This is a genomic window from Janthinobacterium sp. PLB04, from assembly GCF_021165895.1.
Lineage (GTDB): Bacteria > Pseudomonadota > Gammaproteobacteria > Burkholderiales > Burkholderiaceae_D > Janthinobacterium > Janthinobacterium lividum.
Genome location: NZ_CP088968.1, coordinates 1,784,239 through 1,804,558 on the forward strand (window position 1 = coordinate 1,784,239; position 20,320 = coordinate 1,804,558).

Consider the following 20,320-nt stretch of genomic DNA (forward strand, 5'->3'; position numbering starts at 1 on the left):
CGATTGCTGACGGCGGAGGGGGCGCGTGCGCCAGGCTGATCCATGTACAATCGGCAACATCCGGATCGACGTATCCGCCCCTTCATTGCGGAGTACGCCTGAGCGTGACACAAACATTGCAAACCTGGCTGCTGGCCTGGCGGGAAGCCTTCACGTGCATCGGCCTGGGATTGCGCGATGCGCGTCATGCGGGGTTATGGTGGCGCTCCGCGCTGTGGTGCATGGCGGTCGTAGCCCTGTGGCTGGGACTGTATGGCTATTTCGGCCGCTTCTTTGTCGAGCTGAGCGCCATGCTGGCGCTGGTATCCGTCACCGGCTTGCTGGGCCTGGGCGTGATGGATGGCGTCGGGACACTGGCCAACGGGCCTGCCACGCTCTCGCAGCTGGGCAATATCGCCGGCGGCCTGGGCAGTGCCGCCAAGGCCATGCTGTCGATCGGCCAGATCGCCCTGGCCTTGCTGGCGCTGGCTGCCTTTTTCTATGTGATGGTTTTTATCGTCGGCGCCATCGGTACGGCGCGCTTGCCGCTGCGCTGGCTATTGCTGGAGCGCGCCAAGGCTGTGGCGGCGCGCCGCTATGCAGCGTGGCAAGCACCGGCCGGCCTGGAGCTGTCCGCCGCGCGTCCCGCCTGGCGGCGTCGCCTGTTGCTGCTGCTTTCCCTGCTGATCCCCGTGTGGGCCATGTGCGTGCTGATCTCGTACTTGCTGGCCTGGAATGTCCACATGATCTACGGCGCGGCAGCTGAAGAGGTGCTCGGCGCGGAACAGCAAGCGGCGTTGCGCCGCGAACAGCGCCCGGCGATTTTTGCCCTGGGACTGTTGCTGTGCTTGCTGATGCTCGTACCGGTCCTCAATTTATTGTTGCCAGCCGTGCTGTGCACCAGCGTTTGCCATTTGCAGCGCCGCGGCTGGCGCGCAACGGGGTCATCAATCCAAGTGGAATGAAAAGGAGTGAACATGAGTGAAAACGCAAGACGCGCCACCTTGGAGCGCGCGATTGAAATCGCCGCCGCCACCCATGCCGGCCAGACGGACAAGGGCGGTGCGCCGTACATCCTCCATCCCTTGCGCGTCATGCTGCGCGTCGCCCCCGGCGCCCAGCAGATTGTCGCCGTGCTGCATGATGTGGTGGAAGACAGCGACGGCAAAGTCACCTTCGACGACCTGGCACGCGAAGGGTTCTCGCAGGAAGTCATCGACGCCGTGCGCGCCGTGACCAAGATCGAAGGCGAGTCCTACGAAGCGTTCATCGCCCGCGCGGCATTGAACCCCGTCGGCAAGGCCGTCAAGCTGGCTGATCTGGCAGAGAATAGCGACTTGTCGAGGATAGAGAATCCGACGCAGAAGGATTTGGAGCGGGTGGCAAAGTATCGGAGGGCTATTCAGCAACTCATATCGCAGCAATGATTCTTTCATGCCGAGAGCGTATCCGAGTGGCTCTGGCCCCCGGGATCACGGAGTACGGGCAAGAGCTTTGCGGATGGCCTGCTCGACGGGGCGGTCTATCAGCGCCAGGACGATGACCACGACAGCAGTAACAATCAGTCCCTCCAGTAAAGCTGGATCAGGAAAAAGTTGCTGATTGGCGATAGGGGCGGGCACTGTTGCACGCTTCCAGAGAAGCAGCACCAGGGCGGCGCCAGCGGCGAGCAGCATCGCCGGTCGACGATGGTGCAAGCGGGCAATTTGCCCCATCAGCAGCAGCGCGATACCCCACGCAAAAGGATAGAAGCCGTGATCGAACAAGATCATGCGCTCATCATAGTATGCGCCGGTGTACCAGGCAAAACGGGAAAAGCCGAAAAGACCATAAGCGACGAGGGCCACAGCCAGCACGAGGAAACTGGAGGAAAGCAGGCGAGCAAGTTTCATGGTTGGGATTTCTTTGCCAATGCTTCGAGATCGCGTTCGGCCAGATGGCGCTTCTGCTTGGTGACTTGGATAATCTTGCCTTTGTTGAAGATAACTCGCTGGCCATGCCTGTAATCCTGCTCGCTATTTTTTTCGCCGCCGCCATTGAGGTTCGGGTTGGCCTGGTCGGCGTGACCGATAACAACGGGCGCAGACTTGAGTCTAGATTTTTAGTGTTGGTAAATATAGCATATTTACTAATTACATTGGCGTTAAGCTGGTGCTCGGGTATGGCTGGTTTTAATTCTGGGGGGAGCCGCCGCGCTGCAGCGCATTAGGCGTCTTGAAAGTTTTGCTGGCAAATTGCAGACAATTAACCGGCCAAGAGCGGATGTGGAATAAGCTTGCGCTGCTTCTTGCATTCCGTTACGGGCAAGAATACAAGTTGTTTAATTCAGGGCGTGCAGTCGCCCATTTCTAAATATGGAATCAATCACAGTGATGGCAAAAAAGTGGAAGAACCAAGAGGTGCGAAGCTACAATGGCCTCGTGTGCACCAACGGTGATATCTACGAAGTGCACGAAACCTGGATGGCCAAAGTACATGAAGAACAGGAGCTTGGCAGTTGGCTCAATGTCGCGATTCTGGCACAAGAAGAGCTGTATGGTGGACAGTACATAGTCAAGTGCGGAGAGGCTATGGAACACGGCTCAATCGGCGTAGTCGTTTTGGAATCGCTGCAAAATCATGAACCTATTTGGACGTTTGTTTCGGATCAATCCAATCCATTTGATCAAATAACAATCAAGGCTGGCTTGGTTGTGGTGCTGTCAACGTCGGGTGCCGTATTTCGGTTTGGTACTCCAATAAGGGAAGCAAGGCTTCTGCTTGCGAGTCCTTCGATCCATGGCGCTAAGGACGGGAGCTTGTAAAGTGAACGCTGCGCCTCCGCTCTCTGGCCGCATGGGTTCCGTAGTGCAGACTCAAGCCGGGGACGTAGTGGCAAGCGATAATTGGCTGCTGGATTTAAGCCCTCGATCTTTTAATCTCTGGGCCCGCTGGCTCAACTACAAGTCAGGTTGCGACATGGAGCATTCGGTTTCACGCTTGATAATTGCGGCTGGTGTGGCGTGTTTAGTCATGGGCATGGCCGCTATTCAACAAATGCGGCTGAATCGTTCCATCGGTAAAGTAAAATATTTTCTGCTTAAATTAGCGGTGTTAGTCTGGCTGGTGAGTGGACTATTTGTCGGAACGCTCTACAGTCACGGAGTCGATGTGGCGTGGTACATTTTTGGTGTCGCCGTTAGCCTGGCCGGATGTGTCGTTGCAGGCATTGTGGTGTTTGCCTGGCCTTTTTTCACAGGGCGCAAGCCGGACAGTTAATATACTTTGTGAAGTTGCATCACTTACGAATTTAGTTGCAGACCGACATCTTTACGATATATGTAATCCGATTCTATGAACCAAATTTTTGGCGTTACCTCACTAATTGGCTTTGCAACCGCACTGATTGTGCACATTGCGGCATTGATGGGAGTCAATGTATCTGATAATTTTCCTGCGATCTGGTGGCTGCACGGCGGCATTTTCCTTGTGTTCATTCCGTTTGTCTTCTCCAGTCGAAAGTCACTCGGCCCCAAACCAACGTTCGCTGAACTACGCGCAGCTTTTCCGAAGTGGGTGGTCGGACTGGGACTCTGTATAGCTGCTTACGCATTGGTGAATTTTGCACTCTTCATGATGAACGCGGCGGGCGGTAATCCTTCGATCGTTGACGGGAAATTTGTGCTATTGAACCGTGGAAATTTCATTCGCGAACTGACCGCCGTGGAGTATTCCACTTTCAAGGTAAATCAAGTGCGAGGTTTCTCCGGGCACTGGCTAGTGTTCTACTTTGTGCCATTTGCGTATTTCATGTTCCATAAGAGATCTGAACCGTTCAATTCGACGCCTTCGGCGCGGCTGCATTGATGCATGGGGTTTTTCTGTCCAAGTGGCCGTATCAAGCAATACCGATGGCGGTAACGACGCTGAAACTGTTGCAGTCCAGGCGGCATCAATCGTCATGACCCCAAAACACAATGAGACTGGGCTGCCGAGGTCGCTGTTATGAAACCCGGCCTGCTCGGACGCTCCATGTCCGCTGTGGGGGGGGGAAGCGGACGGAGCCGATTAGCGCTGCGAATCGCCATCAGTAGCCTAAGGCCGCGATTCTCAGCGCGGGAATTTATACCGTACCAGGAGCGTAGGTCCTTTGCCGCCGGGTGGCGTCAGCAGTATCTCGTCACCCGGTTGCATCTCTTCATACATTACCGTGCAACAGGTCGGCATCGAGTGGCCGCGCGCCGGATAAACGCCAACGTCGGTGTGCAGGTTCGCAGCGCGTACGTCCACGCTGGACTTGCCGGCCTTTCCTTCTTCTTGCAGCAGCTTGCGCAGTGCGGCGACGAAGTCCCCTTTGCTGAGCCTGGCAGGTGCTTGGGTTGCTTGCGGGCGAGCGTTTGTGTCGTTTTTCATGGCAGTTTTCTTCAGTGAGTACATTTCCGCCACTATATCATTGGCCCCTGATGTTGCAGGACAGACAGCCGCCAGATTTAATCAGTAAAGACCGAACACAATTTCCGCTGTTGATCCGGCCGCCTGATCTGCATACGGCATCCAACGCCCGTATATTCTGGCAATTATCGTCCAGCATGCCCTATCTGTTTTGCTTCCCACATAGAGGGGCAGGTCCGTCATTCGCACATGGCCTGAGCAGCTGATGTTGTTGCTAGGAAACCGCCTGCGGCGCAAGAGCTAGTCAGAGGAATCGAAGAGGGTTGCGCTTGCAAGCGCAACCCGGTTTTGCGGCACCGAGCTGCGCTCGCCGAAGTCCCGCAAAACCCCCGCGCCCGTACCGGACGCGGATTCGACGCCGGCGTTCTGCATGCATGGAATAAATAAAAAGGGCCTCCCCGCCAAAACGGGGAAGCCCTTTTATTTATTCAGTGGTGGAGACGGCGGGAATCGAACCCGCGTCCGCAAGCACTCTACAGACAGTTCTACATACTTAGCACTATCATTTAATTTAACTCAGCCAGCACGGATGTGCACGTTATGGGCAAGCGAGTTACCTATTATTTAGTCGGACGCTAAGTAACCCAGCATACGACGAGTCCCTGTAAATGACTCTAGAGCTTTTGACGGCCCACCCCAGGGACGAGGTGTTCTAGAGCTAACAGCGATTAAGCTGCCAGTGCGTACGAGTTATCGTTTGCAGTTAAGTTTTTTCAGGTTGTATTTACGAGGTAGCCCGCCCTCGGTATGCCCTGCGCTGCTTTGCAACCCACGTCGAAACCAGGTCGTCCCCACAGAACCTTCATTGTAGCGCAATCTGCCCACTCTTGCATGATGCATTCGCTTGCCGGCGTGCCAGATCAAGCGCAGGCCGATTTATGCTGCCAGCTGCCGCGCCTGCGCCGCCTTCACCACTGCGCTGACCAGTTCCAGCAGCGCTTGCGGCGTGTCCAGCAAATGGTCGGCATTCCAGTGCTGCGGTTCGATGGGGCCGCAGTAGCCCCAGGCGCAGGCGACCGTGCGCATGCCGGCGGCGCGGCCGGCCTGGATGTCGCGCAGGTCGTCGCCCACGTACCAGCAGTCTTCCGGCGCCAGCTCCAGGCGGCGCGCCGCTTCCAGCAGGGGGGCAGGGTGTGGTTTCGGGTGCGCCATGGTGTCGCCCGAGATCACGCAGCCGGCCGCGCCCAGGCCGATCTGGCCCACCAGCGGATCGGTGAAGCGGGCGGCCTTGTTGGTGACCACGCCCCAGGCCAGACCCAGGGCTTGCAGGCCTTCCAGCAGGGCGGGGATGCCGTCGAACAAGCGGCTTTCCACGGCCAGGGCCGCTTCGTAATTGTTCAGGAAGCCGTCTTTCAGGGCTTCGTAGCCGCTTTCGCCCGGTTGGACGCCATACGACGCGCCTATCATGCCGCGTGCGCCTGCCGAGGCCGTGGGGCGCAGGATGTCATACGGGGTCGGCGCCAGGCCGGCGCGCGCGCGCAGCAGGTTGATGGCCGCTGCCAGGTCGGGCGCGGTGTCGGCCAGGGTGCCGTCGAGGTCGAACAGAATGGCGCGCGGGGCTGGCAGATGGTCTGTGATCATGGCGGGCAAAGTGTGTCAAGTAGGAATGAAAAATGGCGGCCGCAGCCGCCTTGTATTGTGCGTGATGGTTACAGCGGCCGGGTGCAGGCCACCAGGTAATTGACGCTGGTATCGCTATTAAGTGAGTAAATCTTGGTCAATGGATTGTAGCCCATGCCGCGCATGCTGTTGACGTCCAGCCCGGCGCTGCGCACGTATTGCGACAGTTCGGCCGGGGTGATGAATTTGTCATAGTCGTGCGTGCCTTTCGGCAACAAACGCAGCAGGTATTCGGCGCCCAGGATGGCGAACAGATACGCTTTCGGGTTGCGGTTCAGGGTGGACAGGAATACGTGGCCGCCCGGTTTCACCAGCGCGGCGCAGGCCTTGACGATGGCGGCGGGATCCGGCACGTGCTCGAGCATTTCCATGCAGGTCACGACGTCGTACTGGCCCGGCTCTTCCTCGGCCATGGCTTCGGCGGCGATCAGCTTGTAGCGCACCTTGGCGCCCGATTCCAGGCTGTGCAGATCGGCAACTTTCAATGCCTTGTCGGACAGGTCGATGCCCGTCACGTCGGCGCCCTTGCGGGCCATCGATTCGGCCAGGATGCCGCCGCCGCAGCCGATGTCGATCACGCGCTTGCCGGCCAGCGGCACTTTCGCGTTGATCCATTCCAGGCGCAGGGGGTTAATTTCGTGCAGGGGACGAAACTCGGAAGTGGGGTCCCACCAGCGGTGGGCCAGCTCACTGAATTTTTGGATTTCAAGAGGGTCGGCGTTCATAGGTCGAATAATAGCGGCAATTTTACAATTGGGCAGCCACGGACGAAAAAAAACCCCGCCGTAGCGGGGTTTTTCATGCTGTTCTTGACTTGCGCGATGACTTGCGGCAAGTCCAGGGGATCAGCTATTACTTGTTGCGGGTACCAACAACTTCGATTTCCACGCGACGGTTTTTCGCACGGCCTTCGGCAGTTTTGTTATCAGCAACAGGTTGTTTCTCGCCTTTGCCTTCGGTGTACACGCGGTTGCTTTCAACGCCTTTGGTGACCAGGTAGGCTTTGACAGCATCAGCACGACGTACCGACAGTTTTTGGTTGTAAGCATCGGTGCCGACCGAATCGGTGTGACCCACAGCGATGATGACTTCCAGGTTGATGCCGCCCAGTTGTGCGGACAGCTCGTCCAGCTTGGCTTTGCCTTCTGGCTTCAGCGTAGCTTTGTCGAAATCGAAGAATGCATCAGCGGCGAAGCTGACTTTTTCCGAGGTAGGAGCAACTACGACTGGCACTGGCACGACAGGTGCTGGTGCTGGAGCAGGTACGACTGGTGCTGGAGGAGCCACGCATTTGCCGTCTTGCAGGGTTTCTGGCTCTACGCACAGTGGCACGTCGCAACCTGGCACTGCGTCAGCAGGTGTCCAGTAGCCGGTACGCCAGCACAGGCCGAATGGGTCACGCACGATTACGCCGCGGGCATCTTGCACGTAAGCGCTTTTTGGGCTTGGTGCTTTGATGTCAGTGGTAACTGGCGCGAATGGTGGGGAGGTTGGGGTTTGGGCCGAAGCCGAGCCAGCAATCACTGCGGATGCAGCGAAAAACAGCGTTACAAATTTATTCATTCTTTTTTCCTTTCGGGGGGTGATATCCGCAGAACAACACTGCGCTACTGGTGCTACGTGCCAAGATTTTATCATGTAGACCATATGCGCTCGTTTCAGATTGCGAAACTAGCAATTAACTTCCCAGTCATTTTGCCACACGCATCAGGGGCACACGACCGTGGTTAAATCAAAGCTTGCCCGATTTTAGACCGTGCGTTGTTTTTGCGCAACGAAAATGCCCATTTGTAACGCGCCTGTAACAATTGATCGCTTTTTTTGCCTCTTTTAAGGGCAGGTATCTTGAACTGATATTGCCATTGTGCATTATCGACAGGTCAACGTGCACGTCCCCGGTGCAAACTGCCAATCTTGTTGGTATGGCCAATTTGTACAGGTAGCTGGGCGCGCATGCTAAAATCGTGCGCTTGACTGTTAAGAGTGTCGAGCAAATGCCCACGGCGGCACTGCATGGCCAGGACATACCCTTGCGGTACCCGTACTGGCTGTGCCGCCAGCCCGCCGATTTGTCTGGCACTCTGCGACATGGAAGCCGGGCCGCGCCAGCAGCGCGCGGCGCGGCGTCCACGACGACAGCCACCCAGGATATGCAGTATTGCGTCATACATTGCGTAACAGATAAGTTAACCACAGCCTGAGATCAGTCGAACCGCCAATGGATCAATTCGCAAAAGAAACAATTCCTATTTCCCTCGAAGAAGAGATGCGCAAGAGCTACCTCGATTACGCCATGAGCGTGATCGTCGGTCGCGCCTTGCCCGATGCGCGCGATGGCTTGAAGCCAGTGCACCGCCGCGTCTTGTTCGCGATGCATGAAATGAATAACGTGTGGAACCGCCCTTACGTCAAGTGCGCCCGCGTGGTCGGCGAAACCATGGGTAAATACCATCCCCACGGCGATGCCTCGATCTACGACACGCTGGTGCGCATGGCGCAAGATTTTTCGCTGCGCTACATGCTCGTCGATGGCCAGGGCAACTTCGGTTCCGTCGACGGCGACGGCGCCGCGGCGATGCGTTACACCGAGTGCCGCCTGGACAAGATCGCCGGCGAACTGCTGGCCGATATCGACAAGGATACCGTCGACTTCCAGCCCAACTACGATGGCAAGGAAAAGGAACCGACGGTCTTGCCGACGCGTATCCCGAACCTGCTGATCAATGGCTCGTCCGGTATCGCCGTCGGCATGGCGACGAACATTCCGCCACACAACATCACCGAGGTCATCGACGGCGCGCTGCACGTGCTGCGCAACCCCGATTGCACGATCGATGAATTGATCGAGCTGATCCCGGCGCCGGACTTCCCGACGGCCGGCATCATCTATGGCGTGTCCGGCGTGCGCGACGGCTACCGCACGGGCCGCGGCCGCGTGGTCATGCGCGCCAAGACCCACTTCGAAGAATACGGCAAGGATGGCGGCCGCATCGCCATCATCGTCGACGAGCTGCCATTCCAGGTCAACAAGAAGTCCTTGCTGGAACGCATCGCTGAAAACGTGCGCGACAAGAAGCTCGACGGCATTTCCGACATCCGCGACGAATCCGACAAGTCGGGCATGCGCGTGGTGATCGAGCTGAAACGGGGCGAAGTGCCGGAAGTGGTGCTGAACAATCTGTACAAGCAGACCCAGTTGCAGGATACCTTCGGCATGAACATGGTGGCCCTGGTCGATGGACAGCCGAAGCTGCTGAACCTCAAGCAGATGCTGCAGTGCTTCCTGTCGCACCGCCGCGAAGTGGTGACGCGCCGTACCGTGTTTGAACTGCGCAAGGCGCGCGAACGCGGCCACGTGCTCGAAGGCCTGGCTGTCGCGCTGGCCAACATCGATGACTTCATCGCCATCATCAAGGCTGCGCCGACGCCGCCGATCGCCAAAGTCGAGCTGATGGCCAAGGCATGGGATTCGTCCGTCGTGCGCGAAATGCTGGCCCGCACGGGCGACGGCACGACGCCAGGCGGCATCGATGCCTACCGTCCCGAAAACCTGCCGAAACACTATGGCATGCAAACGGATGGCCTGTACAAGCTGTCGGACGACCAGGCGCAGGAAATTCTGCAGATGCGCCTGCAGCGCCTGACCGGCCTGGAGCAGGACAAGATCGTCAACGAGTACAAGGACGTGATGGAGCATATCGCCGACTTGCTCGACATCCTGGCCAAGCCTGAACGCGTGACCGTCATCATCACCGATGAAATGACGGCGGCGAAGAACGAATACGGCATTGGCAACAAGGACGCGCGCCGCTCGCAGATCGAGTTGAACGCGACCGACCTGGAAACGGAAGACCTGATCACGCCGCAGGACATGGTCGTGACCCTGTCGCACACCGGCTACATGAAGGCCCAGCCGATCACCGAATACCGCGCGCAGAAGCGCGGTGGCCGCGGCAAGCAGGCCATGGCGACGAAAGAGGAAGACTGGATCGACCAGCTGTTCATCGCCAACACGCACGACTACATCCTGTGCTTCTCGGATCGTGGCCGCATGTACTGGCTGAAGGTGTGGGAAGTGCCGCAAGGCTCGCGCAATTCGCGCGGCAAGCCGATCGTCAACATGTTCCCGCTGCAGGACAACGAAAAGATCACCGTGATCCTGCCGCTGTCGGGCGAGAACCGCACGTTCCCGGAAGACCATTACGTGTTCATGTCGACCAGCCTCGGTACCGTCAAGAAAACGCCGCTGAAGGACTTCAGCAATCCACGCAAGGCCGGCATCATCGCGGTCGACCTGGACGACGGCGATTTCCTGATCGGCGCGGCGCTGACCGACGGCCAGCACGACGTGATGCTGTTCTCCGATTCGGGCAAGGCAGTGCGCTTCGATGAAAACGATGTGCGTCCGATGGGCCGTACGGCGCGCGGCGTGCGCGGCATGAACCTGGAAGAAGGCCAGCACGTGATCGCCCTGCTGGTGGCCGAGAACGAGCAGCAATCGGTGCTGACGGCAACGGAAAACGGCTACGGCAAGCGTACGCCGATCACCGAGTACACGCGCCATGGCCGTGGCACGAAAGGCATGATCGCCATCCAGACCAGCGAGCGCAACGGTAAAGTGGTTGCCGCGACCCTGGTCGATACCAGCGATGAAATCATGCTGATCACCACCGGTGGCGTATTGATCCGCACCCGCGTGTCGGAAATCCGCGAGATGGGCCGCGCGACGCAGGGCGTGACCCTGATCGCCGTGGAAGACGGCACCAAGCTGTCCGGCCTGCAGCGCGTGGTGGAAACGGATATCGACGAAGTCGAACTGACGACGGAGGCGGGCACGGAGGCCGCGCCGGCGGCGGCCGACCCGGTCGATCCGGTCGATCCGGCCCAGCCGGAGTAAGATGATTGGGGCTCTTTCGGGAGCCCCAATTGCTATTGGCGCGCCAGTTGGGGCGCCAGCCTGCGTGTCCCATTTGTTCCCCGCTTTTATAAAGTCCCGCATGCCATGAGAAAAATCGTTGCCACCTTCTTTGCCGCGTTTTCGCTGGCCTTCCTTGCGACCCTGCCGGCCCTGGCCCAGAGCACGCAAGCCACGCCTTCGCGCCAGGCGGCGCCCAGCCCCGCCATGAAAGTGGCCGTGCGACGCATGCTCGACGCGATGCAGTTCCCGCAACTGACGCGCAATATCTTCGACCAGATGCTGCAATCGGTGCCCGCCATGATCCGCCAGTCGGCGCAGCAGCAAATCAACGGCAACCCGAAGATGGACGAGCAGCGCAAGGCGCGCGCGCTGGCCAGCGCCGAAGAGGAAATTCCCCTGGCCATCGCCACTCTGACGCAGGTGCTGGCCGACCCGACCCTGATCGATGAACTGGGCGATGAAATGGTGCCCCTGTACGCGCGCTTTTACACGGTGCCGGAAGTCGAGCAGCTGGCGGCCTTCTACAAGACGCCGCTGGGCCGCAAGATGCTGGCTACCATGCCGCAACTGTCCGCCGAATCGATGGCCATCAGCCAGCGCGTGCTGATCCCCCGCGTGAACGCCGTGCTTGACCAGGTCATGCGGGTGGCCACGCAGTCGCCCCAATAATTTCATTTTACTAAGGACCGTATCGTGACCCATATCTACAACTTCTCCGCCGGCCCCGCCGTCCTGCCCAAGGAAGTGCTGGCGCAAGCGGCCGCCGAGATGCAGGACTGGCATGGCAGTGGCATGTCGGTGATGGAAATGAGCCACCGTGGTCCCGAATTCATTTCCATCTACAAGCAGGCCGTGGCCGACCTGCGCGAGCTGCTGGCCGTGCCCGCGAACTACAAAATCCTGTTCCTGCAGGGCGGTGGACTGGGCGAGAACGCCATCATCCCGATGAACCTGGCGGGCCTGGCCGCGCAGCAGCCGGCCACTGTGGACTTCGTGCACACGGGTTCGTGGTCGGGCAAGTCGATCCAGGAAGCGGCCAAGTATGCGAACGTCAACGTGGCCGCGTCGTCCAAGGCTGCCCGTTTCACGGGCGTGCCACCAGTCTCCGAATGGAAGCTGACGCCAGGCGCCGCCTACCTGCATATCTGCACCAATGAAACCATCGACGGTGTGGAATTCCAGCAGGCGCCAGACGTGCCGGCAGGGACCACCATCGTGGCAGACATGTCCTCGCACATTCTGTCGCGCGTGATCGACGTGTCGCAATATGGCGTCATCTTCGGCGGCGCGCAGAAAAATATCGGCCCGGCCGGCCTGACCCTGGTCATCGTGCGCGAAGACTTGCTGGGCAAGGCCTTGCCGATCTGCCCGTCGGCCTTCGACTGGACCATCGTTGCCGAACATGAGTCGATGTACAACACGCCGCCCACCTACGGCATCTATATCGCCGGCCTGGTTTTCCAGTGGCTCAAACGCCAGGGTGGCGTTGCAGCCATGGAACAGCGTAATATTGAGAAAGCGGCGCTGCTGTACGCGGCGCTCGATGCGGACGACTTCTACCAGAACCGGGTCGATCCCGCATACCGCTCGCGCATGACCATCCCGTTCTATCTGCGCGACGAAAGTCTGAACGATGCATTCCTGGCCGGCGCCAAGCAGCGCGGCCTGCTGCAACTGAAGGGCCACAAGTCCGTCGGCGGCATGCGTGCATCGATCTATAACGCGATGCCGATCGAGGGCGTGCAAGCCTTAGTGAATTATCTGAACGAGTTTGCCGGACGCTGAGTCGCCTAGACGACCGCGCCGGCCCGCCGCCGGCGCAGGCCGCGCGGCCATGATTGAAGTACAGCTGACGAAACAAACCACCATGACCGATAAATTGAAACCGCTGCGCGAACAGATCGATGCGATCGACGCGCAAATCCTCGAGCTGCTGAACCGCCGCGCGCAAATCGCCCAGCAAGTGGGCCATGTGAAGGCCGAGACGCAGGCGCCCGTGTTCCGTCCCGAGCGCGAGGCGCAGGTGCTGCGCGGCGTGGCAGAGCGCAATCCCGGCCCCATGGGCGACCGCGAAGTACAGACCATCTTCCGCGAAATCATGTCGTCCTGCCGCTCGCTGGAAAAGCGGGTCACCGTGGCGTATCTGGGCCCGGCCGGCACCTTCAGCGAACAGGCCGTGTATCAGCAGTTCGGCAGCGCCGTGGAAGGCTTGCCGTGCGCATCCATCGATGAAGTGTTCCGTTCCGCCGAAGCGGGAACGGCGGACTTCGGCGTGGTGCCGATCGAGAATTCCTCGGAGGGCGCCGTCAACCGCACGCTCGACATGATGCTGCAGACGAGCCTCATCATCAGCGGCGAGGTGGCGATCGCCGTGCACCACAGCCTGATGACGAAGAGCGGCAACATGGACGGCGTCACGTCCATCTGCGCCCATTCGCAGGCGCTGGCGCAGTGCCAGGTGTGGCTGAACCAGAATTATCCGCACGTCGCGCGCCACGCCGTGGCATCGAACGCCGAAGCGGCCCGCATGGCCGGCGAAGATGGCACGGTGGCCGCGATTGCCAGCGAACTGGCGGGCGCGCAGTACAAGCTGGGCGTGGTCAAGGGCCACATCCAGGACGATCCGCACAACCGCACGCGCTTTGCCGTCGTGGGCACCCTGCAGACGGCGCCGTCGGGCAAGGACCAGACGTCGCTGGTGCTGGCCGTGCCGAACAAGGCGGGCGCCGTGTACCAGTTGCTGGCGCCCCTGGCGAAACACGGCGTGTCGATGACGCGCTTCGAGTCGCGCCCGGCGCGCATGGGCAGCTGGGAGTATTATTTCTATGTCGATGTGGAAGGCCACGTGCACGACGCGGCCGTCGCCCAGGCGCTGGCCGAGCTGCAAAGCAATGCGGCGTTTTTCAAGGTGCTGGGGTCATATCCGGTCAGTCTGTGAAACTGTAGCTATTCTTACAATCACCCACTTTTTTAAAGAACACCATGTCTAAAAATATCGGTCCAGAATACGTCCGCGCCATCGCCCCTTACCAGAGCGGCAAACCGATCGCGGAAGTCGCGCGCGAATTCGGCCTCGACGAGGCAGCCATCGTCAAGCTGGCGTCGAATGAAAACCCGTACGGCATGCCGGAATCGGCCAAGCAGGCGATGATCGCCGCCATCGATGACCTGGGCCGCTATCCGGACGCCAACGGCTTTGACTTGAAAGCCGTGCTGTCGAAGCGCTATGACGTGCCGGCCGACTGGATCACCCTGGGCAATGGCAGCAACGACATCCTGGAAATCGCCGCGCACGCCTTCGTGCAGCATGGCGAATCCGTCGTGTACTCGCAGTATTCGTTCGCCGTGTACGCGCTGGCCACGCAAGGCCTGGGCGCGCGCCATATCGTCGTCCCGGCGCAAGCCTACGGCCACGACCTGGACGCCATGGCGGCGGCGATTGCCGACGACACGCGTCTGGTTTTCATCGCCAACCCGAATAACCCGACCGGCACCTTCCTGACGGCGGCGCAGCTCGAGGCCTTCCTGCAGAAAGTGCCGGCGCATGTGGTCGTCGTGCTGGACGAAGCCTACAACGAATTCCTGTCGGCCGACGACCAGTACGAGTCGACGGCGTGGGTGCGCCAGTATCCGAACCTGGTGGTCTCGCGCACCCTGTCGAAGGCCTACGGCCTGGCCGGCCTGCGCATCGGCTTCGCCATCGCCCAGCCTGTGCTGACGGACCTGATGAACCGCATCCGCCAGCCGTTCAACGTCAACTCGCTGGCGCAGGCGGCTGCGATTGCCGCCCTGAACGACAAGGCCTTCCTCGAGCAAAGCGCGCGCAACAACGCGGCCGGCTACCAGCAGTTCACGGAAGCGTTTACGCAACTGGGCCTGGAATACGTGCCGTCGCACGGCAATTTCGTGCTGGTCAAGGTGGGCGACGACGATGGCGCCGGCGCGCGCGTGAACCTGGCGCTGCTCAAGCAGGGCGTGATCGTGCGTCCCGTGGGCAGCTATGGCTTGCCGCAATGGCTGCGCATTTCCATCGGCCTGCCGCAGGAAAACGCCATCTTCATCGCCGCGCTGACGAAAGCGCTGGCCTGACGATATGACGACGCCTGCACTGAACAAGGTAGTCATCTTTGGCGTAGGCCTGATCGGCGGTTCGTTCGCGCGCGCCCTGAAACATGCGGGCGTGGCGGCCACCGTGGTCGGCATGGGTCGCTCGCAGGCGTCGATGGTGCGCGCGCTCGAACTGGGCATCATCGATGAAATCGGCGGCGACATGGCGCAAGCCTTGCATGGCGCCGATCTGGTGCTGTTGGCCGCGCCCGTGGCGCAAACGGGCGCCATCCTGGCAGCCATCGCGCCGCACCTGCAGCCGGGCACCATCGTCACCGATGCGGGCAGCACGAAGAGCGACGTGGTGGCGGCCGCGCGCGCGGCGCTGGGTGGAAAAGTCGGGCAATTCGTGCCCGGCCACCCGATCGCGGGGCGCGAGACGAATGGCCCCGACGCCGCCATCATCGATCTGTATCAGGGCAAGAAAGTGGTGCTCACGCCGCTGGCGGAAAACGCTGCGGCTGACGTGGCGCGCGTGGCGGCCGCGTGGCGCGCCTGCGGCGCCATCCTGCACACTTTGAGCCCCGAAGAACATGACAAGGTGTTTGCCGCCGTCAGCCATCTGCCGCATCTGCTGGCCTTTGCGCTGGTCGACGACATCGCCAACAAACCGCACGCGGGCCTGCTGTTCCAATACGCGGCCAGCGGCTTTCGCGACTTTACGCGCATCGCTGGCTCATCGCCGGAAATGTGGCGCGACATCAGTCTGGCCAACCAGCCGGCGCTGCTGCACGAACTGGACGCCTACCTGGCGCAGTTGACGACCTTGCGCGCCCATCTGGCCGCGAATGACGGCGCCGCCATCGAAGGCGTGTATGCGAACGCCCAGCACGCGCGGCAGCAATGGATCGAGGCGATTGAAACGGCGGAAGTGCCAGCCTTGCCCTCACGATAAATACTCAAGGATTCCAGCATGACCCAGACCAAGCACTACCCCCACCATATCGATTTGAAGCCGGTGATGCATGCCGAAGGCACGGTGCGCTTGCCCGGCTCGAAAAGCATTTCCAATCGCGTGCTGCTGCTGGCCGCGCTGGCCAAGGGCACGACGAAGATCGTCGACCTGCTCGCCTCCGACGACACCTTCGTCATGCTGACGGCATTGACGTCGCTGGGCGTGAAATGGACGCAGGACGAGCTGACGGGCGATCCGGCCACGGCGCATCAGATCCACCACGTGGAAGGCTGCGGCGGCGTGTTCCCGCACCACGAGGCGGACCTGTTCATGGGGAACGCCGGCACGGCGATCCGCCCGCTGACGGCGGCGCTGGCCGTGATCGGCGGCGACTATACCCTGCATGGCGTATCGCGCATGCACGAGCGCCCCATCGGCGACCTGGTCGACGCGCTGAACGCCGTCGGCACGCAGATCGAATACACGGGCGAGCAGGGCTTCCCGCCGCTGCGCATCCGCCGCGGCCACATCCACGCGCAGCGCATCGCCGTGCGCGGCAACGTGTCGAGCCAGTTTTTGACGGCCTTGCTGATGGTGGCGCCGCTGATGGCGCGCGACCATGCTGTCACCATCGATGTGACGGGCGAGCTGATTTCGAAGCCGTACATCGAGATCACGCTGAACCTGATGCGCCGTTTCGGTGTGACGGTCGAGCATGACGGCTGGCAGTCGTTCACCGTGCAGCCGGGCCAGCAATATCAAAGCCCGGGCACCATCCACGTGGAAGGCGATGCGTCGTCGGCCTCGTATTTCCTGGCGGCCGGCGCCATCGGCGGCGGTCCCGTGCGCGTGGAAGGCGTGGGGCGCGACAGCATCCAGGGCGACGTGCGCTTCGTCGAAGCCTTGCAGCAGATGGGCGCGACCATCACCATGGGCGAGAACTGGATCGAAGCCCGTTCCAACGGCGTATTGAAAGCCGTCGACATGGATTTCAACCATATTCCCGACGCGGCCATGACGATCGCCGTGGCCGCCCTGTACGCGGACGGCACCAGCACTTTGCGCAATATCGCCAGCTGGAGGGTGAAGGAAACGGACCGCCTGGCCGCCATGGCGACGGAATTGCGCAAGCTGGGCGCGGAAGTGGAAGAGGGCGCCGATTACCTGCGCGTGACGCCGCCGGCCGAGATTCTTGCCGCCACCATCGACACGTATGACGACCACCGCATGGCCATGTGCTTCTCGCTCGCCTCGCTGGATGGCGCCGCGCGCCGCGGCAATGAGATGCGCATCAACGACCCGAAATGCGTGGCCAAGACCTTCCCCGAGTATTTCGCCGCGTTTGCGGGGATTGCAAAAGACACCCTGATTTAATTGATTGCTCATACTATGCCGACCTCCCACATCCCAGTCATCGCCATCGACGGCCCCACCGCTTCCGGCAAGGGCACGGTGGCGCACCGCGTGGCCGACAAGCTGGGCTTTCATTACCTGGACTCGGGCGCGCTGTACCGCCTGACGGCCTTGAGCGCGCTGCGCCGCGGCACTGACTTGCGCGACGAGCACGCGCTGGCCAAGCTGGCCGAACACTTGCCCTGCCATTTTGCGGGTGGCGAGATCCTGCTGGCGCATGAAAACGTCACCGAGCAGATCCGTGCCGAAGAGGTGGGCAATACGGCGTCGAAGATTGCCGTATTGCCAACGGTGCGCCATGCCCTCGTGGGCTTGCAGCTGGGCTTTCGCAAGACGCCGGGCCTGGTGGCCGACGGGCGCGACATGGGCACGGTGATCTTCCCGCATGCGCAATTGAAGGTCTTCCTGACGGCCAGCGTCGAGGCGCGCGCGCAACGGCGCTACAAGCAATTGATAGACAAGGGTTTTTCTGCTAATATGGAAGACCTTCTGATGGATTTGCAGGCGCGGGACGAACGTGATACTCACCGTGCGATTGCGCCGCTGGTCCCCGCGGAAGGGGCGCATGTCCTCGATACCTCGGCCATGACAGCGGATGAAGCTGTTGAAACCGTGTTGAAATGGTATGCCGCAGTTGCAAAATAAGCAGCAAAATAGCGTGTATTGATGTGTAGTGCATGCTATGTGGTGCCCGTTGACGGCTCCTGGCCTGTCCGGGTGTGTCAAAAACCTAACCCAGTTTAAGTCGCATTGTGCGATCTCTGCTGGATAACCTGTGTGAACCCTATGTCTACTGTTACAACTAACGAATCTACCGGTATGGAAAGTTTTGCTGCGCTCTTCGAGGAATCGTTGTCGCGTCAAGATATGCGCTCCGGCGAAGTTATTTCCGCTGAAGTCGTGCGCCTCGACCACAATTTCGTGATCGTGAACGCTGGCCTCAAATCCGAAGCATTCATCCCTGTCGAAGAATTCAAGAACGACCACGGCGAACTGGAAGTCAAAGTTGGTGACTTCGTTTCCGTGGCGATCGAATCGCTGGAAAACGGTTTCGGCGATACCATCCTGTCGCGCGATAAAGCCAAGCGTCTGGCTTCGTGGCTGGCTCTGGAAAAAGCGATGGAATCGGGCGAAATCGTCGTCGGTACCGTCAATGGTAAAGTCAAAGGCGGTCTGACCGTGTTGACCAACGGCATCCGCGCATTCCTGCCGGGCTCGCTGGTTGATACCCGTCCTGTCAAAGACACCACCCCATTCGAAGGCAAAACCCTCGAATTCAAAGTGATCAAGCTGGATCGCAAGCGTAACAACGTGGTTCTGTCCCGCCGCGCCGTCATCGAAGCTTCGATGGGCGAAGAGCGTCAGAAACTGATGGAAACGCTGAAAGAAGGCACGGTCGTGACCGGCGTCGTCAAAAATATCACCGACTACGGCGCGTTCGTGGATCTGGGCGGTATCGATGGCCTGCTGCACATCACCGACCTGGCATGGCGCCGTGTACGTCACCCGTCGGAAGTTCTGACGGTTGGCCAGGAAATCACCGCCAAAGTCCTGAAATACGATCAAGAGAAAAACCGTGTTTCGCTGGGCGTGAAACAACTGGGCGACGATCCTTGGACCGGTCTGTCCCGTCGTTACCCACAAAGCACCCGTCTGTTCGGTAAAGTAACGAACCTGACCGACTACGGCGCGTTCGTTGAAGTGGAACAAGGTATCGAAGGTCTGGTACACGTTTCCGAAATGGACTGGACGAACAAAAACGTTGCTCCTAACAAAGTTGTCCAACTGGGCGACGAAGTAGAAGTGATGGTTCTGGAAATCGACGAAGAGCGTCGTCGTATTTCGCTGGGCATGAAACAGTGCAAAGCCAATCCATGGGACGACTTCGGTGTTACCCATAAGAAAGGTGACAAAGTCCGCGGCGCGATCAAATCGATCACCGACTTCGGCGTGTTCATCGGCCTGGCCGGCAACATCGACGGTCTGGTGCACCTGTCCGACCTGTCCTGGACCGAAACCGGCGAAGAAGCCGTGCGTCGCTTCAAGAAAGGTGACGAACTGGAAGCCATCGTTCTGGCCATCGACGTTGAGCGCGAGCGCGTTTCCCTGGGCGTCAAGCAACTGGAAGGTGACCCATTCAACAACTTCGCAGCCATGAACGACAAAGGCTCGCTGGTAACCGGTACCGTTAAATCGGTTGAGCCTAAAGGCGCCGTGATCCAACTGTCCGAAGAAGTTGAAGGCTACCTGCGCGCTTCCGAAATCTCGCGCGACCGCGTTGAAGATGCTGGTACGCACCTGAAAGTCGGCGACACCGTCGAAGCAATGGTGTTGAACATCGACCGCAAAGCCCGTGGTATCCAACTGTCGATCAAAGCGAAAGACAATGTTGAAACCCAGGAAGCCATGCAGAAGATGGCAGCTACCGACAACAACGCAGCTTCGGGCACCACCAGCCTGGGCGCCTTGTTGAAAGCTAAGTTCGATAACAAGAACTAAGACTGCGGATACGGCAGATGACAAAGTCCGAGCTGATCAACCGCCTCGCTGAGCGTTATTCTCAGCTGGTGGCGAAAGATGCGGAGTATGCCGTCAAGACCATTCTCGATGCGATGACCAACGCCCTGGCGACTGGTCAGCGTATCGAGATCCGCGGTTTTGGCAGTTTTGCCCTGAACAGCAGGCCCCCGCGCATCGGCCGCAACCCGAAGTCCGGCGACAAGGTGATGGTTCCCGAAAAACGGGTACCCCACTTCAAGCCGGGCAAACAGTTGCGCGAGCGGGTGGACGCGATGGTCGGGCAACCGATTATCGAGGATTAATCGTCTGCTGGAAGGCGACATAGAAAGCGGCGTCCTTGGATGCCGCTTTTTTTTGTTAATATGCTGAGAATGCCTGACATCAGCTACTGCGCGTCACGCTTTGCGGCCTGCGATGCTCACCGTACTTCAGTACGG

General features: G+C 59.8%; 21 protein-coding genes and 1 other RNA gene. 16 read left to right on the forward strand and 6 right to left on the reverse strand.

The window, feature by feature from the left end; translation table 11 throughout:
- Positions 1-104: 104 nt before the first annotated feature.
- A complete protein-coding gene (locus tag LSO07_RS07740; protein WP_151093155.1) occupies positions 105-944 on the forward strand; it encodes a hypothetical protein in 840 nt (279 codons plus the stop codon).
- A gap of 12 nt (positions 945-956) precedes the next feature.
- Positions 957-1,406, forward strand: coding sequence for an HD domain-containing protein (locus tag LSO07_RS07745; protein ID WP_151093157.1), 450 nt, complete (start codon positions 957-959; stop codon positions 1,404-1,406).
- A 45-nt stretch (positions 1,407-1,451) separates the two neighbouring features.
- Here LSO07_RS07745 and LSO07_RS07750 read toward each other — a convergent pair whose 3' ends face one another.
- Positions 1,452-1,871 carry a hypothetical protein gene (locus LSO07_RS07750; RefSeq protein ID WP_151093159.1) on the reverse strand — a complete coding sequence of 140 codons (420 nt, stop codon included), beginning with the start codon at positions 1,869-1,871 and terminating at the stop codon, positions 1,452-1,454.
- A 44-nt stretch (positions 1,872-1,915) separates the two neighbouring features.
- Between LSO07_RS07750 and LSO07_RS07755 the strand changes: the two genes are divergently transcribed.
- The 4 genes from LSO07_RS07755 to LSO07_RS07770 all read left to right on the forward strand — a co-directional run bounded on the left by LSO07_RS07755 (position 1,916) and on the right by LSO07_RS07770 (position 3,825).
- On the forward strand, positions 1,916-2,188 hold the full coding sequence (locus LSO07_RS07755; RefSeq protein WP_151093161.1) for a hypothetical protein: 273 nt from the start codon (positions 1,916-1,918) through the stop codon (positions 2,186-2,188).
- A 145-nt stretch (positions 2,189-2,333) separates the two neighbouring features.
- Entirely contained in the window at positions 2,334-2,783 is a 450-nt protein-coding gene (locus tag LSO07_RS07760; protein ID WP_151093163.1) for a hypothetical protein, read from the forward strand.
- A gap of 67 nt (positions 2,784-2,850) precedes the next feature.
- Positions 2,851-3,237 (forward strand): hypothetical protein, encoded by a 387-nt coding sequence (locus tag LSO07_RS07765; protein ID WP_151093165.1) that lies wholly within the window; start codon positions 2,851-2,853, stop codon positions 3,235-3,237.
- A 75-nt stretch (positions 3,238-3,312) separates the two neighbouring features.
- On the forward strand, positions 3,313-3,825 hold the full coding sequence (locus LSO07_RS07770; RefSeq protein WP_151093167.1) for a hypothetical protein: 513 nt from the start codon (positions 3,313-3,315) through the stop codon (positions 3,823-3,825).
- A gap of 243 nt (positions 3,826-4,068) precedes the next feature.
- Here the strand turns inward: LSO07_RS07770 and LSO07_RS07775 are convergent, their stop codons facing one another.
- The 5 genes from LSO07_RS07775 to ompA all read right to left on the reverse strand — a co-directional run bounded on the left by LSO07_RS07775 (position 4,069) and on the right by ompA (position 7,593).
- Positions 4,069-4,371, reverse strand: a complete 303-nt coding sequence (locus LSO07_RS07775; RefSeq protein WP_034782273.1) for a hypothetical protein — start codon at positions 4,369-4,371, stop codon at positions 4,069-4,071.
- Positions 4,372-4,842: 471 nt separating this feature from the next.
- Positions 4,843-5,203: a transfer-messenger RNA gene (ssrA, locus tag LSO07_RS07780) on the reverse strand.
- Positions 5,204-5,286: 83 nt separating this feature from the next.
- Complete coding sequence (locus tag LSO07_RS07785; protein ID WP_151093169.1) at positions 5,287-5,991, reverse strand: HAD family hydrolase; 705 nt, start codon at positions 5,989-5,991, stop codon at positions 5,287-5,289.
- Positions 5,992-6,059: 68 nt separating this feature from the next.
- Positions 6,060-6,755, reverse strand: coding sequence for a bifunctional 2-polyprenyl-6-hydroxyphenol methylase/3-demethylubiquinol 3-O-methyltransferase UbiG (gene ubiG, locus LSO07_RS07790; protein ID WP_151093171.1), 696 nt, complete (start codon positions 6,753-6,755; stop codon positions 6,060-6,062).
- A 127-nt stretch (positions 6,756-6,882) separates the two neighbouring features.
- Positions 6,883-7,593, reverse strand: coding sequence for an outer membrane protein OmpA (gene ompA / locus LSO07_RS07795; protein ID WP_035825645.1), 711 nt, complete (start codon positions 7,591-7,593; stop codon positions 6,883-6,885).
- Between the two features lie 655 nt (positions 7,594-8,248).
- Here ompA and gyrA point away from each other — a divergent pair.
- The 10 genes from gyrA (at position 8,249) to LSO07_RS07845 (ending at position 20,185) form a co-directional block, all read left to right on the forward strand.
- A complete protein-coding gene (gene gyrA, locus LSO07_RS07800; protein ID WP_070257569.1) occupies positions 8,249-10,927 on the forward strand; it encodes a DNA gyrase subunit A in 2,679 nt (892 codons plus the stop codon).
- A 105-nt stretch (positions 10,928-11,032) separates the two neighbouring features.
- Complete coding sequence (locus LSO07_RS07805) at positions 11,033-11,617, forward strand: DUF2059 domain-containing protein (RefSeq protein ID WP_151093173.1); 585 nt, start codon at positions 11,033-11,035, stop codon at positions 11,615-11,617.
- A gap of 24 nt (positions 11,618-11,641) precedes the next feature.
- Positions 11,642-12,733 (forward strand): 3-phosphoserine/phosphohydroxythreonine transaminase, encoded by a 1,092-nt coding sequence (gene serC, locus LSO07_RS07810; RefSeq protein ID WP_034782008.1) that lies wholly within the window; start codon positions 11,642-11,644, stop codon positions 12,731-12,733.
- Positions 12,734-12,815: 82 nt separating this feature from the next.
- Positions 12,816-13,886 (forward strand): prephenate dehydratase, encoded by a 1,071-nt coding sequence (pheA, locus tag LSO07_RS07815; RefSeq protein WP_070257597.1) that lies wholly within the window; start codon positions 12,816-12,818, stop codon positions 13,884-13,886.
- Positions 13,887-13,930: 44 nt separating this feature from the next.
- Positions 13,931-15,037, forward strand: coding sequence for a histidinol-phosphate transaminase (hisC, locus tag LSO07_RS07820; RefSeq protein ID WP_034782010.1), 1,107 nt, complete (start codon positions 13,931-13,933; stop codon positions 15,035-15,037).
- A 4-nt stretch (positions 15,038-15,041) separates the two neighbouring features.
- Positions 15,042-15,950 (forward strand): prephenate dehydrogenase, encoded by a 909-nt coding sequence (locus tag LSO07_RS07825; protein WP_170846462.1) that lies wholly within the window; start codon positions 15,042-15,044, stop codon positions 15,948-15,950.
- A gap of 18 nt (positions 15,951-15,968) precedes the next feature.
- Entirely contained in the window at positions 15,969-17,324 is a 1,356-nt protein-coding gene (aroA, locus tag LSO07_RS07830; RefSeq protein WP_070282638.1) for a 3-phosphoshikimate 1-carboxyvinyltransferase, read from the forward strand.
- A 15-nt stretch (positions 17,325-17,339) separates the two neighbouring features.
- Positions 17,340-18,008, forward strand: coding sequence for a (d)CMP kinase (cmk, locus tag LSO07_RS07835; RefSeq protein ID WP_070257574.1), 669 nt, complete (start codon positions 17,340-17,342; stop codon positions 18,006-18,008).
- A 174-nt stretch (positions 18,009-18,182) separates the two neighbouring features.
- Positions 18,183-19,862 carry a 30S ribosomal protein S1 gene (rpsA, locus tag LSO07_RS07840; RefSeq protein WP_034751798.1) on the forward strand — a complete coding sequence of 560 codons (1,680 nt, stop codon included), beginning with the start codon at positions 18,183-18,185 and terminating at the stop codon, positions 19,860-19,862.
- Between the two features lie 17 nt (positions 19,863-19,879).
- Entirely contained in the window at positions 19,880-20,185 is a 306-nt protein-coding gene (locus LSO07_RS07845) for an integration host factor subunit beta (RefSeq protein ID WP_008446215.1), read from the forward strand.
- Positions 20,186-20,320 lie beyond the last annotated feature (135 nt).

What these genes read in the sequence shown, in the direction of transcription:
- LSO07_RS07745 (WP_151093157.1), top strand. Translation starts at nt 957, where the DNA reads ATGAGTGAAAACGCAAGACGCGCCACCTTGGAGCGCGCGATTGAAATC.
- LSO07_RS07750 (WP_151093159.1), bottom strand. Translation starts at nt 1,871, where the DNA reads ATGAAACTTGCTCGCCTGCTTTCCTCCAGTTTCCTCGTGCTGGCTGTG.
- LSO07_RS07755 (WP_151093161.1), top strand. Translation starts at nt 1,916, where the DNA reads ATGGCGCTTCTGCTTGGTGACTTGGATAATCTTGCCTTTGTTGAAGAT.
- LSO07_RS07760 (WP_151093163.1), top strand. Translation starts at nt 2,334, where the DNA reads ATGGAATCAATCACAGTGATGGCAAAAAAGTGGAAGAACCAAGAGGTG.
- LSO07_RS07770 (WP_151093167.1), top strand. Translation starts at nt 3,313, where the DNA reads ATGAACCAAATTTTTGGCGTTACCTCACTAATTGGCTTTGCAACCGCA.
- LSO07_RS07775 (WP_034782273.1), bottom strand. Translation starts at nt 4,371, where the DNA reads ATGAAAAACGACACAAACGCTCGCCCGCAAGCAACCCAAGCACCTGCC.
- LSO07_RS07785 (WP_151093169.1), bottom strand. Translation starts at nt 5,991, where the DNA reads ATGATCACAGACCATCTGCCAGCCCCGCGCGCCATTCTGTTCGACCTC.
- ubiG (WP_151093171.1), bottom strand. Translation starts at nt 6,755, where the DNA reads ATGAACGCCGACCCTCTTGAAATCCAAAAATTCAGTGAGCTGGCCCAC.
- ompA (WP_035825645.1), bottom strand. Translation starts at nt 7,593, where the DNA reads ATGAATAAATTTGTAACGCTGTTTTTCGCTGCATCCGCAGTGATTGCT.
- gyrA (WP_070257569.1), top strand. Translation starts at nt 8,249, where the DNA reads ATGGATCAATTCGCAAAAGAAACAATTCCTATTTCCCTCGAAGAAGAG.
- LSO07_RS07805 (WP_151093173.1), top strand. Translation starts at nt 11,033, where the DNA reads ATGAGAAAAATCGTTGCCACCTTCTTTGCCGCGTTTTCGCTGGCCTTC.
- pheA (WP_070257597.1), top strand. Translation starts at nt 12,816, where the DNA reads ATGACCGATAAATTGAAACCGCTGCGCGAACAGATCGATGCGATCGAC.
- hisC (WP_034782010.1), top strand. Translation starts at nt 13,931, where the DNA reads ATGTCTAAAAATATCGGTCCAGAATACGTCCGCGCCATCGCCCCTTAC.
- LSO07_RS07825 (WP_170846462.1), top strand. Translation starts at nt 15,042, where the DNA reads ATGACGACGCCTGCACTGAACAAGGTAGTCATCTTTGGCGTAGGCCTG.
- aroA (WP_070282638.1), top strand. Translation starts at nt 15,969, where the DNA reads ATGACCCAGACCAAGCACTACCCCCACCATATCGATTTGAAGCCGGTG.
- cmk (WP_070257574.1), top strand. Translation starts at nt 17,340, where the DNA reads ATGCCGACCTCCCACATCCCAGTCATCGCCATCGACGGCCCCACCGCT.
- rpsA (WP_034751798.1), top strand. Translation starts at nt 18,183, where the DNA reads ATGGAAAGTTTTGCTGCGCTCTTCGAGGAATCGTTGTCGCGTCAAGAT.
- LSO07_RS07845 (WP_008446215.1), top strand. Translation starts at nt 19,880, where the DNA reads ATGACAAAGTCCGAGCTGATCAACCGCCTCGCTGAGCGTTATTCTCAG.